Source organism: Actinospica robiniae DSM 44927 (assembly GCF_000504285.1).
GTDB lineage: Bacteria > Actinomycetota > Actinomycetes > Streptomycetales > Catenulisporaceae > Actinospica > Actinospica robiniae.
The window spans coordinates 3277120-3292339 of sequence record NZ_KI632511.1 but is presented as its reverse complement, the minus strand read 5'-3'; the positions used below and the strand labels follow the sequence as shown (position 1 = coordinate 3292339).

At 70.0% G+C, this 15220-nt stretch carries 9 protein-coding genes; 2 read left to right on the top strand and 7 right to left on the bottom strand.

The features are described from left to right. Positions 1–14: 14 nt before the first annotated feature. Positions 15–731: an MBL fold metallo-hydrolase gene (locus ACTRO_RS14070; RefSeq protein ID WP_034263547.1), complete on the top strand. Its 717-nt coding sequence runs from the start codon at positions 15–17 to the stop codon at positions 729–731. Here ACTRO_RS14070 and ACTRO_RS14065 read toward each other — a convergent pair. After that, positions 720–1505, bottom strand: a complete 786-nt coding sequence (locus tag ACTRO_RS14065; RefSeq protein ID WP_034263546.1) for a helix-turn-helix domain-containing protein — start codon at positions 1503–1505, stop codon at positions 720–722. The two genes, ACTRO_RS14070 and ACTRO_RS14065, sit on opposite strands and share 12 nt — an antisense overlap. A gap of 228 nt (positions 1506–1733) precedes the next feature. Between ACTRO_RS14065 and ACTRO_RS14060 the strand changes: the two genes are divergently transcribed. Then, positions 1734–2408, top strand: a complete 675-nt coding sequence (locus ACTRO_RS14060) for a DUF4097 family beta strand repeat-containing protein (protein WP_034263545.1) — start codon at positions 1734–1736, stop codon at positions 2406–2408. Between the two features lie 17 nt (positions 2409–2425). Here ACTRO_RS14060 and ACTRO_RS14055 read toward each other — a convergent pair whose 3' ends face one another. From ACTRO_RS14055 to ACTRO_RS43300, 6 genes are all read right to left on the bottom strand, one after another. Further along, complete coding sequence (locus ACTRO_RS14055; protein WP_211244240.1) at positions 2426–3127, bottom strand: ABC transporter ATP-binding protein; 702 nt, start codon at positions 3125–3127, stop codon at positions 2426–2428. Further along, on the bottom strand, positions 3124–4104 hold the full coding sequence (locus ACTRO_RS14050; protein ID WP_051450813.1) for an ABC transporter ATP-binding protein: 981 nt from the start codon (positions 4102–4104) through the stop codon (positions 3124–3126). The genes ACTRO_RS14055 and ACTRO_RS14050 overlap by 4 nt, the downstream gene beginning before the upstream one ends. 3 nt (positions 4105–4107) lie before the next feature. Further along, entirely contained in the window at positions 4108–6270 is a 2163-nt protein-coding gene (locus tag ACTRO_RS14045) for an ABC transporter permease family protein (RefSeq protein WP_034263544.1), read from the bottom strand. A gap of 11 nt (positions 6271–6281) precedes the next feature. Then, complete coding sequence (locus tag ACTRO_RS14040) at positions 6282–9308, bottom strand: FtsX-like permease family protein (RefSeq protein WP_034263543.1); 3027 nt, start codon at positions 9306–9308, stop codon at positions 6282–6284. Between the two features lie 236 nt (positions 9309–9544). Then, complete coding sequence (locus ACTRO_RS14035; RefSeq protein WP_051452383.1) at positions 9545–9886, bottom strand: STAS domain-containing protein; 342 nt, start codon at positions 9884–9886, stop codon at positions 9545–9547. 113 nt (positions 9887–9999) lie between these two features. After that, entirely contained in the window at positions 10000–14049 is a 4050-nt protein-coding gene (locus tag ACTRO_RS43300) for a glycoside hydrolase family 3 C-terminal domain-containing protein (protein WP_051450812.1), read from the bottom strand. Between the last annotated feature and the right edge of the window lie 1171 nt (positions 14050–15220).

The following is a 15220-nucleotide window of genomic DNA, read 5'->3' as shown; positions in this document are numbered from 1 at the left end:
TAGGCTCGCATAGCATGGATGCCATCCAGTTGTCTCCGCGCTTGCATCTGCTTCGCTTCCCGGTCGGGCAGGCGTACCTGTGGGACGAGCGCGGGTCGTTGACGCTGATCGACACCGGGCCGGTCGGCCAGGGCGAGGCGATCGCGCAGTCGATACGGCGGCTCGGCTACGGGCCCGCGGATCTGCGCCGGGTCGTGCTGACGCATTTCCATGAGGATCACACGGGTTCGGCCGCCGAGATCCAGGCGTGGGGCCACGCGGAGGTCCTCGCGCACCGGCTCGATGCCGCGTTCGTCCGGGGCGAGGCTGCGTGGCCGGCGCCGGACTTCTCCGACGCCCCCGCCTGGGAGCGCCAGCTGTATGCGAACAAGCCCGCCCTCCCGGCGGCACCGGCCGCGCGGGTGGATCGGGAGCTCGAGGACGGCGACGTGCTCGACTTCGGCGGCGGCGCCGAGGTCGTCGCCGTGCCCGGTCACACCGAGGGCAGCATCGCGATCCACCTGCCCGCCGCGGCCGTCCTGTTCGTGGGCGACGCCGTGGCCAACGTCGGCAGGCCGACGCTCGGAGTCTTCAACCTCGATCGCGCGCGGGCGATCGCGTCGCTGGACCGCCTGTGCGGCCTTTCCGTGGAGGTGGCCTGCTTCGGTCACGGCGAGCCCGTCCTCGCCGACGCCTCGACCGCGCTCGGACTCGCCAGCGCGCAGGCTCGGGGCGGCCCGTCAGCCCACTGAGTCCACTGACTCCGCGGGGTCGGCTTCCTCGGCGTCGTCCCGGACCGTGGCCCCCTCAGGGTTCGAGGTGAGGATGTCGCGGACCTGTTCGGCGGCGCGGAACATGCTCTCGCTGATGAAGTCGCTGAAGCGGGCGATGTTCTCCAAGCGGACGGCGGCCGGGGTGCCGCGGCCGAGGACGGCCACGCCCTGGCGTGCGGTCTCGGCGACCTGCGCGATGCCCTGGGCGCCGGCGATCGTGGACTGATACCAGAGGTTCTCGTGGACGGCGTAGCGCTCGCGGCGGCGTTCGTCGCGCTCCCGGCGCACCAGGCCCTGGCCCTCCAGGAAGGTGACCGCCTTGGAGACCGAGGCGGGGCTCACCTGGAGCCGCTCGACCAGTTCGGCCGCGGTGAGGCTGCCGGAATCGGTGACGAACAGGCTGGTGAGCACGCGCGAGGTCATCTTCGGCAGGCCCTGTGCCATGAACAAGGTGGTGAAGGTCTCCTCGTATTCGCGCACGGCGTCGTCGTCGCGCCCGTGGGCCTGGGCCCGCGCGACCCGCCCGCCGGCAGGCACCGCCGCCGCCGGTTTGCGCCGACGGGAGCGGCGCTCGGTGGCGCGCTGTGCCATCTCGGGGCGGTACGCGGTGGGACCGCCGTTGCGCATCACCTCGCGGGTGATGGTCGAGGTGGGGCGGTCGAGCCGCCGGGCGATCTCCGCGTAGGCGAGTTCGTCGGCCAGTCCCGACGCGATCCGTTGACGTTCGGCCTGGGTGAGCCTGCCTCCCGGCATCGCGGGCTCCTTTCACACGTGCTCGACCTTGACGCCGCCAGCATAGCGTTCATCTTCATTCAATGCAACGAACGCAGGGCTCTTCGTTGCGTTAGTTCTGTCCTCGATGCAACGAAATCCTCACTCTGACCTCGCAGCACTCCACTGCGATGCAACAAGTATGTTGCGCGATCCATGAACGCAACGTAGCGTTTCCCATGTCAGAAACAATGACCCGAGGAGCGCACCATGCAGACCTACGCCACCCCCGCCCCGATCCGCACCCTGCTGCAGATCCCGGCCGGACGCGTCCAGTTCATCGCCACCGACCGCGCCGAGACCACCGTCGAGATCCGCCCGGCCGACCCGGGCAAGTCCCGCGACCAGAAGGCCGCCGCGCGCACCACGGCCGAGTTCGCCGACGGGACCCTGCGCATCCGCACCGACGAGCCCGCCCACCCCCGCCTCGGCCCGACCGGCGCGATCGAGGTCACCGTGCAGGTGCCCGCCGGCTCGCACCTGAAGGCGGAGACCGCCGCGTGCGAGGTGCGCGTGGTCGGACGGATGGGCGAGATCGCCTTCGACGGCGCCCACCGCCACATCAAGATCGACGAGGCCGCGGCCCTGGAGCTGACCGCGGTGGACGGCGACGTCGAGGTCGGGCGGCTGACCGGCCCGGCCCGGATCACCACCGCTCGCGGCGCCATCCGCGTCGCCGAGGCGGCCCGCGGCACCCTCGAGCTGAGCACCCAGTCCGGCGACATCACCGTCGGCGCCATCCCCGGCAGCAGCGCCACCCTCGAAGCCACGACGCTTCACGGCCGCGTCCACAACACCCTGCGCAACAGCGCCGCCACCCCCGACCTCGCCATCCACGCCAGCACCAACAACGGCGATATCACCGCCCACACCCTGGAGAAGTGAGCAGCCGACTCGCCCGTTCAGACGCGGACGGGCGCGCTGAGCCGGCCGTCGCCGAGGTCGAAGACCTGGTCCGCCGCTTCGGCGATGCGACGGTCGTGGGTGCTGAGCACGATGGCGGTGCCCTCGACGTCGGCGATCTCCCGCAGCAGGCGGAGGATGCCGGCGCCGGTGTTCGAGTCGAGGTGGCCGGTCGGTTCGTCGGCGATCAGCAGATCGGGTCGCTGGGCGAGCGACCGGGCGACGGAGACGCGCTGCTGCTGGCCGCCGGAGAGCTCGGCGGGGCGGTGCTCGGCCCGGTCGGACAGCCCGACCAGGTCCAGCAGGCGGCGCACGCGCCGGTCCCGTTCCCGGGGATCGGCGCGCGCCAGCCGCAGCGGCATGCTGACGTTCTCCGCGGCGCTGAGGTGGGAGACGAGGCCGAAGGACTGGAAGACGAAGCCGATCCTGGTCCGCCGCAACAGGATCCGGTCCCGCTCGGAGAGCGAGGCCAGGTCGGTGCCGTCGATGCGCACCGACCCGGCGCTCGGCAGATCGAGCCCGCCGAGGATGTTGAGCAGCGTGGTCTTTCCCGAGCCCGAGCGGCCGCGCACGACGTGGATGCGCCCGGCCTCCACGACGAGGTCGATGTCCCGCAGGGCATTGACTTGCGTCCTGCCCCGGCCGAACGAGCGGCTCACGCCGACGGCTTCGAGCAGGGGTGCCTTCATCTCCGCGTTCACGCTTCGTCCTGCTCGGGCTTGGTGTCGGCCTCGTCGAACCCGGCCGCTCGTCCGTGCTCGGGCCAGACCTCGATGTGCCCGGGTTCGCGAGTCAGGCGGACCAGGTTCTTGATGCCGAGCGGTTCGGTGAACTCGGGCGGCAGTTGGAGCCGGCCGGCTCGGTCGATGACTGCGTATTCGACGTCTGCGTTCGAAGGATGGAGGGGACCGTTGCCGTCGTCCAGTGACGCTTCAGCGCCGGGCGCGATGCCCGGCCGGTGCGTCTCCGTCGCGATCCGCCCGTCTCGGATGGCGACCGTGCGCCGCACCTGGCCGGCCACCTCCTCGTCGTGCGTGACGATCAGCGTGGTGACGCCGTGCTCGACGTTGGCCTCGCGCAAGCCGGAGATGACGTGCCGCGCCGATTCGGCGTCCAGTTCACCGGTCGGTTCGTCGGCCAGCAGCACCGCCGGGGAGTTGGCCAGTGCGACGGCGATGGCGACGCGCTGCTGCTCACCGCCGGAGAGATGTCCGGGAGTGCGGTCGCGGCAGTGCGCGACACCCATCGAGTCGAGCAGTTCGAGCGCACGCGCTCGGCGCGCCTTGCGCCCGATTCCGTTGAATCGCTGGGGGAGCGCGACGTTCTGCGCGGCGGTCAGTTGTGGCAGCAGGTTGCGCGGCGGACTCTGCCAGATGAAGCCGACACTCTGCCGCCGGTAGAGCATGCGCTCGTGCGCGCTCAGACCCGCCAGTTCCCGCCCGTCGACCCGAACCGAGCCGGCCGAAGGCGAGTCGAGGCCCGAGAGAATGCCCAGCAGGGTCGACTTCCCGCTCCCGGACGCGCCCACGAGCGCGATGAACTCGCCCTTGGCGACGTGAAGGTCGAGCCCTTGCAGGGCCTGGACTTCCAGGTTCTCGGTCCGGTAGATCCGCACCAGCGACGTGCACTCGATCGCCGACGACGAGGCGCCGCTTATGGTCTGCGTCTGCGCGTTCACGGCCTACTGTTCTCCCTGAGCTTGGTCGCCGAGGCGTAGGACTGCGGCCGCGCCGCGCCGGGCGAGAGCGGCGCCGCCGAGGCCCGCGAGGAGGGCCAGCGGAATGAGCGTCGATACCGGTACGGCGAGGTCGGCCACGGTCAGCCGCACACCGGCCCGGCCGAGGACCGCCGCCAGCGCGGGCCGCACGATCCATGGAAGTACGTACGCTGCGATCGTGCCGCCGAGCACCGCGAACACGATCGGCGCACCGAGTTCGACGGCCGTGACGCCGCGCGCCTGCCCCGCCGTCATTCCCGTGACCGTCAGCCGGGCGGTCGTCGCACGCCGTTCCGCCGCGTCCCCGAAGGCGCTGATGGCGACGATCACGCATCCGGCGCCCAGCGCGGCCGCGGACAGCACGGTGAGGTACATCGCGATCGCGTGCGCCAGCGGCTTCTGATCAGCGCTCTGCGCCACCGCGCCGGTCGTGCGATGCAGGGCGAAAGCGATGTCCGCGGTGCTCAGCGCGAGCGTCAGGATGAAAACGATGATGGCCGCAGGCGCGGGTGTGCGGGCGATGCGACCCAGACCGAGTAGGAGGATCGCGCCACGTCCGCGCCGGGACCGGCGCATCAGGACACGGAGAACGGCTGGTCCGAGCGCCAGCGTCACGAGCGTGGCGAGCGTGGCGGCGAGCAGGGGAGCGCAGGCCGTGTAGAAGTCGACGCCCCCGCCCGACGCCAGTCCGCTCGCGTGCACCTGATCGAGCCCAGCCACGCACAGCACGGCCGCTGCCGTTCTGAGCACCAAGCCCCGATCGACAGCGAACACACGGCTGCGGCGTCGCAGGCCACTGCCGGTCTTCTCGGCTCGCACGTGCCGATGCAGAGCGGGCCAGTAGCGTCCAAAGGTGAGAACCGTCGGAGCCGCCGTGGCCGCGACGCCGATCAAACCAAGGTGCCACCAGAGAGCCGACGGCGCCGTCCCCGGCAGGGCGAGGGTGATTCCGCTCGCCACCGCGAACATCGGGAGCATCGTCAGGATGCTGTCGGCCGCAGCCCGCCCGAGCAGTTCGCGCAGCGGTGCGCCGCGGGCCAGCAGAAGCCTCGACTCCGAGGCGCGCCGGTCCAGACTCGTCCGGGTGAGGAGCGCGAGGGCGATGAGCCCGATCACGACCAGGCTCGCCATGGGCAGCGCGATCTCCACGGCCTCGTCGTTCTGACCCTCGACGAAGCGCTCCAGAGTCGGCGCGAGGCCGGATTTCAACTCCAGTCCGATGCCAAGATTGTTGCCGGTGTTGCTGCCCGAAGCACTGGCTCGGTAGAGCTCCAACGCATCCCCGTCGAGGCCCGAGGTCAGTGCACTGACGATCGCGGCGGTTTCCCCGGGCTGGTACCCGGTCTCGACGAGGGGCACGGTCCAGCTCAGCTCCAGCTCGCCGGTCTCGTAGACGTTGCCCAGGATAGCGATCTCGTTCGTCCCGATGAAGGCGCCGGTGTCCCAGTACGGCGGGGTCAGCCCGGGCGTGTCCAGCACGGGAGCACCGAGGTAGGGGCGCGAGCGCCAGAACGCCCCGTCGGGATCGGTGGGCGTGACGACCCCGACGACGATCATCGGCGACCCTCCGACCACCAGGCTCGAGCCGACGTGCGCGCTGAGCCTCGCGAGTGTCGCGGGGGTGACCGCGATCTCCAGCTCCTGCGAGCCGTCCGGCATCAGCTGCGTCGTATCAGGCCAATGTCCTGCGACGAGCTTGGCGTGCGCGGACAGGTTCTGCCGGTAGTCGACCGTGAGCATCGGCGGTGTTCCGGGCGAGGCGATCGCGCTCGCCGGAGCGTCGCTCAGGCCGACCGGCGGCGAGACGAGGTCGGCCCAGGCCTGCGTCATGCCCTGTACGGGCACATGCGGCGCCATCGTGGCGTAGAACCGGCCGGTCTCCTGATCGATCGCGGTGCCCGGGTCGCTGTTCGCGGCGGCGAACAAGGGATAGTCCGCGTCGGCCTCGACCGTGCGCAGAGTGACCGGGGTCTGATTCACCGCGGCTTGCAGCGCGTTCGTCCGCGATTGCAGATCCACCCGGGCTGAGACCGCGGTCGCGCTCATGACGCAGCCCGCGAGCAGGGCCAAGGCCGCGCAGCCGGGCCTGCGCCACGCGGCGGCGAACCTGTTGAGAGGAACCCCCATCTTCGCGACCCTCACCCTCGAGCCCCGAACTGTGCGAACCGGCCCGTGCGCGCAAGGCAGCTCGCGAGGGCGACTGTCACGGTCGTCGCGACGATGATCAGCGCTGCCGTCGCGCTCCAGGTTGCGTCCAGCAGCACCATGACCGAAGGCCGGGGTGGTGAGCCGTCCGCGCCGAGCACGAACACCGGCGTGAACACGCGGGCGAAGAGGAATCCGAGGCCGGTGCCGAGTAGAGCCGCCGGAACGATGACGCACGCGTGCAGGAGGCAGGTGAGCCCGACGAGCTGCGAGCGGGTCGTGCCGAGTGCGCCGAGCACCGCGTCGCGCCGGGCCGAGTCGCGTGAGGCGGCGAGCAAAGCCGTCACCAGGCCCAGCATGGCGAGAAGCACGAGCGCGGGCGTCGCGATGTCAAGCGCCTGTTGCGGGATCGCAGACAACGGATCCGAGATCAAGTTGGCCTGTACCTCGTCCGCAGTGGTAGCCACCGCGCCGGCCGGCAGTGCGGCAGGCGCATTACCGCTCTTGGTATCCAGCCACCAGGTGTAGCTCGGCCAGAGCTCGGCCCCGCCGGCGTTGACGACGTCGGCCAGCGTGGGAAGGTCGACGATCAGACCGTCCGGGTTGCCGGCCGGGAGTGCCGGGAACGCCGAGACCGTGGCGATGATCAGAGCACTGACGGACACGCCGTTCACACTGAGCTGGACCGTCGACCCGATGTGCACGCCGTTGGCGCTGAGGTAGTCATCCGTGGCCAGGGCAGGAACCACGAGCCCGGGTCCGGCCGCCGGCGCCAGCATGACGTCGGTCGACTGGTTGTGCCGGGTCCACTTGGCCATGGCCGCCGCGCCTGGGAACGAGATGGTGCCGCCGCCTCCCGCGACCTGCTCGGTCAACCCGGAGATGGCGAGTTTGTAGGCCTTGTCGGCGGTTCCGAGCGTGACGCCGATGATGCGCAACGGATAGTCGGCTTTGGCATCGGGTGCGATCTGTGCGCTCAGGGCGTGCTCGGCCTCGTCGGGTGCGAGTTGCCCGACAGGGATCGAATACGTCAGGCCGACCGCGTCTTGGATGGTCAGAGCCACGGAGACCGTATCCCCCCTGATGTTGGAAGCGTGGCCGGTCGCGGTCAGCGTGCCGGTGAGGCCGAGCGCGACCGGCCGTCCTGGCACGGAGATACCGGACATCACAGGATGCTGTGAACTGCTCGGTGTCAGCCCAGCCCACAGCTTCGCCGCGGACCCGTCCACCAGATCGGCACGGAGCGCGACCGTCGAAGCGGCGTTCGCCGCGTCGAGCGCCACGAGCGTGCCGGTCCCGATGTCGATCTCGTCGACGGGAGTGGCGGCGATGACTCCGGGAGCGGAAGCGACCGAGGCCACCTCACCAGGCGGCAGGGTCTGGCGCAGCGCGACCGCGACCTGCGCGCCATTGACGAACGCGGCTTGGTCGTGCGCGGATCGGAGTCGGCTGGCATGCTGCGCGGCCAAGGATCCGCAGCCGGCGACCGACGCGACGCACAGCAACGCCGGAACGAAGTACCGCAGAGGTGTGCGCGCCAGTTCCCAGGTCGCCAGCCGCACCGGTGCGCTGCGGACCCGGCGGGCGACGAACTCCGCGACCCGGGCGCCGCCGCCCACCAGCCGTCCGCACAGCGCGGCACCGGCGGCGACGGCCAGAGCAGGCGCGGCGGCGACGATCAGCACCGGGGTGGCGCCGCTCCCGTTCGCCGCGCGGGTGGAGAGCCCGACCTCACCGGCCTGCCACACTGCCACGCCCGCAAGGGCGATCAACGCGATGTCGCCGCCCGCGCGGATGATTCCGGGGACCGAAGACTGCCGGCCGGAGGCGATGGCGACGTCCGCGGGCTCGGCGGTCCGGGCCGCGCGGCCGCAGAGCAACAGCGAGGCCACCAGTGCGACCGCGAGCCCTGATACCCAAGCTACGCTCGGAATCGCGCGCCCGAAGTCCTCGCCCCACAACTCCGACTGCGTCAGCACTCCACCCACGGCGAACAGGAAGACGATCGCGACGTCCACCACGTAGAAGGAGACGAGGGTTCGCCGCGGCGCCCCGCGCGAACACAGCAGCGCGGCCTGGACTCTGCTCCGTGCGACCAGGCTCCCTGCCGCGGCCGCGAGCGCGACCCCCGCCAACACCCCGAGCAGGATCGCGCCCGCCAGGAGTTGAGCCCGGCCCGCAGCTGTCCGCGCCGCGATGCCGGCGACGAGCCCGGGTAGGCCCGAGGAGACCGTGAATCCGTTCTGCGGCGCCAAATCCGCGGAGTGTAGAAGAGCGCTGGCCTGCGCCGCGAGCGTCGCCGAGTCCTGATCTCCCGTTGCGGGAGTGAGCACCCACGTGCCACTCGCGGTACTGAGGGCACCGGCCGCGAAGGCCGCAGGATTGGCGACCAGCGGACCGAAGTAGGTCGTGGGGCCGCTCGGCTCCACACCCGACATGCCGATCTGGTTCCACGTCAGAGCACCCGGATCGTCGTCGGCATACCGGAAGGAGCCGGTCACCACGAAGGCGACGCTGGAGTGGGAATTCGGATCGGTCAGGCTCACGCTGGCGCCGACGCGCAGGTCCATGGCTTCGAGGGCTGATTCCGGCACCGCCACGCCGATCGCCTTGCCGGGAACGAAGATCGGCCACGTGCCTGCAGTCAGAATGGCGTGCGGCCGCACCGCAGCCGACGAGACCGCGTAGGTCTGCTCGGTCGAAGCGTCGTTGCTCTCGGATGGAAGATCGAAAATCTCTGACACGGTGAGCGCGTCGACGTGCCACAACGCGGAACCCGCATGCGCCACAGCATCCCGAACGCGTTGAGCGCTGGCGGCGTTGTCGGCGAAATCCTGAGCCGGCCGGGAGATCACGACAGCGTCCGCCGACGAGGCACGCAGGTCGCGCTGCGCCCCCTCCGACAACCCCGTGCCCCAAGCGGTGGCGAACAGTGCGGCCAACCCCGCGGCGACCGCCACCGCGGCCGCCAGCGCCGCCAGGGCCCAGTGCCGGGTCCGCAGCTCCCGCAGTGCGGTCATCCAGCACGCCGTGCGCAGCAGACATCTGTCGCGGGCACTCCGACGTGCATACGACTCCCCCTGAGATGGAACTGTATGTACCGAAAAGTCGCGCGGTGAGCGCGCAGGAGAGCGCTCTCCCAAAGCCTGGAGGAATGAACTCCACGGTGTCAACCCCCGTCGTGCGGAACAAGCAGGACGCGAGGAGGTCGATGACCTCCTCGCGTCCTTGGGCAGTGAACTTCCGGCCGACCTGCTCAGCCTTCGACCGCGGCCTCCACACTCGGGTAGAGACTCAGTTCTGTGAGCAGGCCCGCGGTCTCGAAGACGCGGACCACCGCCTTGCCCGCGCCGGCGATGCGGAAGGCGCGGCCGGCGCCGTGCGCCCGCTGCATCGCCTCCAGGATGGTGCGCAGGCCCGAGGAGTCACAGAACTCGCACTTGGTCAGGTCGAGTACGGCCACCGGCCGGCTGAGCGCGTCGCTCAGCGGACGGTGCAGCTTCGTCGCGCCCAGTAGGTCCAGGTCGCCGTGGACCGACACCACTGCATAGTCGGCCGTGTCAGCTGTGACTGCCACATCGAACGTCGTCTCGCTCATGCTCTGCATCCCTCTGGCGTCTGTCGTGTCGTCGCGGCGCCTTCGGAGCCGCGCTGGCCCCTCGTACCCCGCGACGGCACGCTCATCCGTCCTGTTGCCTATCGTGTGACTGCTTATTGCGCGACGGTCCACACGAAGGTGGCCGAGCCGGACACCCCCTTCGTATCGGTCGCGGTGATGGTCACGGTGTAAGTCCCGAGTGTGGTGCCGGTTCCGGAGACCGTGCCGTTGGCTGCGATCGAGAAGCCTGGCGGCAGTCCGGTCGCGGTGTAGGTGAGCGTCTGGGACGCGTTCGAGTCCACGGCCTGCATGGTGAAGGAGGCCGAGGCGCCCTTCGGGCTGCTGTAGCCGAACGGGTTGACCACGCCCACTGTCTCCGCGCCCGGCACGCCGGAGTTGGCGGTGACGTTCGCGCTCACGGCAGCGTTGGCGCTCGAGACGCCGGCGGCGGACGCTCCCGCCGCGATCTGGCCGGTCAGGGTCTGGGCCAGGCTGGTCGAGCCGGTCAGCGGCAGGTTGTTCGACGCGTCCCCGACCTTGATCGAGTACGTGCCGGCCTGCGCCTCCCACTGGTTGTCCGTCTGCGCCCAGGAGGCGAGGTCGTGGATGTTGAGGGGGAAACTCACGGTGGCGCTTTGGCCGGGGTTGAGGCTGACCCGGTCGAAGCCCTTGAGCTGGAGCGGCGGGTCGGCGCTGGCGGCGGGATCGCCCACGTACATCTGGGCGACGTCGGCTCCGGCGACCGAACCGGTGTTGGTCATCGTCGCGGTCACGGTGGCGTTGCCGTCGGCGTTGAAGGCGCCGACGCTGAGGTTGGAGAACGAGAACTTCGTGTAGGAGAGCCCGTATCCGAACGAGAACAATGGCGTGATGTTCTGCGACTGGTACCAGCGGTAGCCGATGTTCACGCCCTCGCTGTAGATCGGCCCGGTCGGCGTGCCCGGCCACTGCGCGGTCGTCTGCGCGGGAACCTGGCTCAGACTGGACGGGAAGGTGACCGGCAGCTTGCCGGACGGGTCCGCGGTGCCGAAGATCAGCGCCGCCGTCGCCGCGCCGGTCTCGCCGCCGCCGTACCAGTTCTCGAACACGCCGGCGACCGAGCCCAGCCACGGCATGACGACCGGGCCGCCGCTGTTGATCACGACGATGGTGTGCGGGTTGGCCGCGGCCACATCCGCGATCATCGTCTCGTCGGCGCTGGAGAGGTCGATGGAGGTCAGGTCGCTCTCCTCGCCCTCGGGCAGGTTGACGTAGATGATCGCGTCGGTGGCGGCCTGCGCGGCGGCGACCGCCTGCGGGATGTCCGCGGTGCCGTTGTCGTCGCCCTGGGTGTAGGTCACGGTGACGTTCGGCCCGACCGCGTTCTGGATGCCGGTCAGCGGCCAGATCGTGTTCGAGCTGTCGACCCCGCCGCTGCCGCCGCCGGCGAGCTCGACCCCGGCGCCGCCGTCGGTGCCGATGACCGCGATCGTCTGCTTGGTGGTCGGGTTGGGGTTGAGCGGGAGCAGGCCGCTGTTCTTGAGCAGGACCGTGCCCTCCTCGCCCATCTGCAGCGCGGTCTGCACGTGTGCCGCGTTGGTGACGGTGTTGGAGAGGGATCCGGACGCGGGGTTGTCGAACATGCCGAACGCGAACATCTGAGTGAGGATCTGGGCGACCCGCTCGTTGACGATCGCGGGGCTCAGGGTGCCCGCGGACAAGGCCGCGGTGACGTCGCCTGCGTTGGAGAACGGCATCGCCACGTTCATGCCGCCCTCGAGGTCGCCGACGGCGGAACCGGCGCCACCCCAGTCGGAGGTGATGAAGCCGCCGTAGTTCGCCTGGTTGTCCAGACCGTCCTGCAGCATCTCGGCGCTGGCGCACGAGGCGGCGTTGTTGACCACCGCGTAGGAGCACATCATCGAGGCGGGCGCGGACTGCTCGGCCGCGGCCTGGAAGGGTGCCAGGTAGAGCTCTTCGAGCGCCTGCTGGCTGACCGTCTCATTGTTGCTGCCGTTGGGGTACTGCTCCTGGTCGTAGGCGGCGACGTGCTTGACCATGGCCATCACGTCCTGGCTCTGCAGGCCGTCGACCTCGGCCGTGGTGATCTGGCCGGCAAGGTACGGGTCCTCGCCGTAGGTCTCGTAGGTCCGGCCCCAGCGCGGGTCGCGCACCAGGTTGGCCGTCGGGCCGAGCGAGACATTCGCGCCCTTGCCGGCGAACTCGGCGCCCTTGGCCGTGCCTTCTTGCTGGACCAATGCCGGGTCCCAGGTCGCGGCGGCGTTCTCGCCGTCCGGGAACGCGGTGACGCCGCCGTTGCCGTCGCCGACTCCGGACGGGCCGTCCTCCATGTTGATCGAGCGGATGCACAGGTTCGGAATGGCCGGGACCTGGCCGATGTAGCTCGAGGTGCCGTCACCGGAGAGCAGGCTGGCCTCCTCGGACTGGTTCATGGTGTTGAGCACCTGCTGTACCCGCTGGGAGACCGGCGCGGTGGACCCGACCCAGGGGCAGCTGCCGTTGCCGCCGTTGCCGGTCCCGCCGGTGAGCGGCGCGGTCGTCGTCAAGCCGTAGACATCGAGCTCGAAGATCGAGTCGCCCCACTGGGTCGCCCTCGTCGTGGCGTAGACGCGGACGTACCGCGCGGTGGTGGAGACGGGGTACGTCTCCTGCCCGCCGGCGCCGGTCGTGGTGGAGTACACCGTGGTCCAGGTCGCGTTGTCGTTGGACACCTGGATCTGGAACGCGGAGGCGTAGGCGGATTCCCAGAGCAGGCCTATGCTGCAGATCTGCGTCTTGGACCCGAGGTCCACATCGAGCCACTGCGGGTCGCTGTACGCGCTCTCCCACCGGGTGCCCGGGTCGCCGTCGGTGGCGGCGTAGGCCGGGTTGCCGGTGGCGGAATAGGTCGAGGAGGCCGTGGTCGGCTGGCCCATCGCAAGATCCTGAATCCCGCAGTACTCGGTCGGGCTGGTCCCGCCGCTTCCACCTCCGCCCCCGCCGCCTCCGCTGCTCGAGCCCTGAGAGAACGCCATGTAGTGGAAGTTGAAGCCGTTCGAGTCCTGATCGACGGTGAGGGTCTGGGTGCCGGCCGGCAGCGTGACGCTGACGGTGACGGTCGTCCAGGTCTCGTATCCGCCGGTGTTGGGCACCGCGACCGAGCCGGTCAGGTTGGTGCCGGAGGAGTTCACGATGTGTAAGGCATCTGCGATTCCGTACGGCGAGGCGACCCGGAAGCCCACGGTGTACGCCCCGGCGCTCGCGACGTTGACGGTGTACTTGAACCACTGGCCGGGGTTGGTCCAGCCCATGTCGTAGGCTCCGCCGCCAGTGTTGTTCTGGGTGTCGGCTGTGGTCTCGAGGTCGACGCCGTCGCTTCGGTAGCTGTTGGCGCTTCCGTTGGTGGAGGCCACGTTGTAGGCCGTGCCCTGGCCACCGGTGTCGTAGTTGGCGACCGGGAGCGTGCCCGGGACGGCGGTCGGGGTGCCGCCGAACGGCTGGTCATTGCCCGACGAGCCTGAACCCGTGCCTCCGCCGCCCCCGCCGCCCGAAGTCTGGGTGAAGGCCATGTAGTGGAAGTTGAAGCCGTTCGAGTCCTGATCGACGGTGAGGGTCTGGGTGCCGGCCGGTAGGGTGACGTTGGCGGTCACCGTGGCCCAGGTCTCGTATCCGCCGGTGTTGGGCACCGCGACCGAGCCGCTCAGGTTGGTGCCGGACGAGTTGGCGATGTGCAGCGCGTCGGTGATCCCGTAGGGCGAGGAGACGCGCAGCGCGACGCTGTAGGTTCCGGCAGCGGCGACGTTGACGGTGTACTTGAACCACTGGCCGGCGTTGGTCCAGCCGATGTCGTAGGCTCCGCCGCCGGTGTTGTTCTGGGTGTCGGCGGTGGTCTCGACGTCGATCCCGTCGGCCCGGTAGCTGTTGGCGCTTCCGTTGGTGGAGGCCACGTTGTAGGCCGTGCCCTGCCCGCCGGTGTCGTAGTTGGCCGCCAAGACGGTGCCGGGCACCGGGGCCGCCGTGCCGCCGTAGGGCGCCTCCGCCGCGGCGGACGCCGGGGAGTTGGCGCTGGCGGCCATGGACAGCGAGAAGAGCGCCGTGACCGCGAGCAGCGCACGCAGCGCGGGCCGGCGGCGGGGTCCGCCGCGCGCGGGCGCCGGGGGCCGTGGGAGTGGGCGAGGACTCATGACATTCCCTTCGATTACCTGATCCGCGGCCCGAATTCCGGGCGCGTGCCAGCGGTCGCAGAGCACATATACGTGCCCGCGTCTCGTCGGCATCGGAGCGCGCGCGATGGCTGGTGAAACCTGTGAGAGCGCTCTCCGAGGGAGGTGTACGGGAATTCCCGGGCGGTGTCAATCCCATGCGACAGGTTCCGGGAATCGATCACGGATTCACCCCATGGGTTCCGGAACCCGGCAGAACTCTTGACATGCGGATCGTTCAATACGGATTGATGACCGACTGGGTGCTGATGGGGTGTAGTGGCTTGTCGGGTCGGGGTAGTCGGCGGGGCGGCCGCTTCGCGTCGCCCACGGTTCTTCTGTCCACCCGCCCACCCGTTGCGTTGGTGGGGTGGGCTGGAGTTTCAAGATCTCGCCTCCGGCTGGGGCCCTTCCTCGGAGAGAGATGCCGGGGTTGCGTGGGTGCCGGCGTGGCGGGGCGGGCTGTTGTTCGGGATGGTGAGGTTGCGGGGGTGTGCTCTCTCCTCGGTTGGTCCCCGGAGGCAATCAGGGACCTGCCGGGAGGTCAAGCGGCGGTGGCTGTGGCTGGTGCTTGATTCTGCATGGCGCCGCTTGACCTCCCGGCAGAACCCTGATCGGGCTTCGCCTGCCCGACCGAGGAGAGAGCACACCCCCTGAGGGTCCGGTGCGAGCTGCGCTCGGGCCGAGCCCCGGCCCGCGGCCCGGCCGCGCCCGATCCGGAAGAAACCTGCACCACCCTGATCCGACCATCCCGATCATCGATCCGCGCGAAGGGTCCCGTGGGCCGGTCGCACCTCATGTCGGATCTTACATCACCCTGATCCGAGCATCCCGATCCCAGATCTCGCGGCAGAATCCCGCGGCCAGCCGCGCCCGATGCGGAAGGATTCTGCAGCGCCCCGGTCCGATCCACCCGGTGCTCACGCGATGCGCACGATCGCGTGGCTCGGTCGCACCCCGAGGGAAATCCTGCACCGCCTTCAGCCACACCCCTGACGCCATCTGCCCAGCCACCGCGCCCACCACCCCTCCCGTCGCAAGTCCCGATCCCCGTACTCTTCCATGCTAGACGCCGCCACCGACAAAAACCGCGTATCCGGCGTTTACCAGATAAAGAAAATTCAGGCTATTTCCGGGCACTCGGCGACGTTCC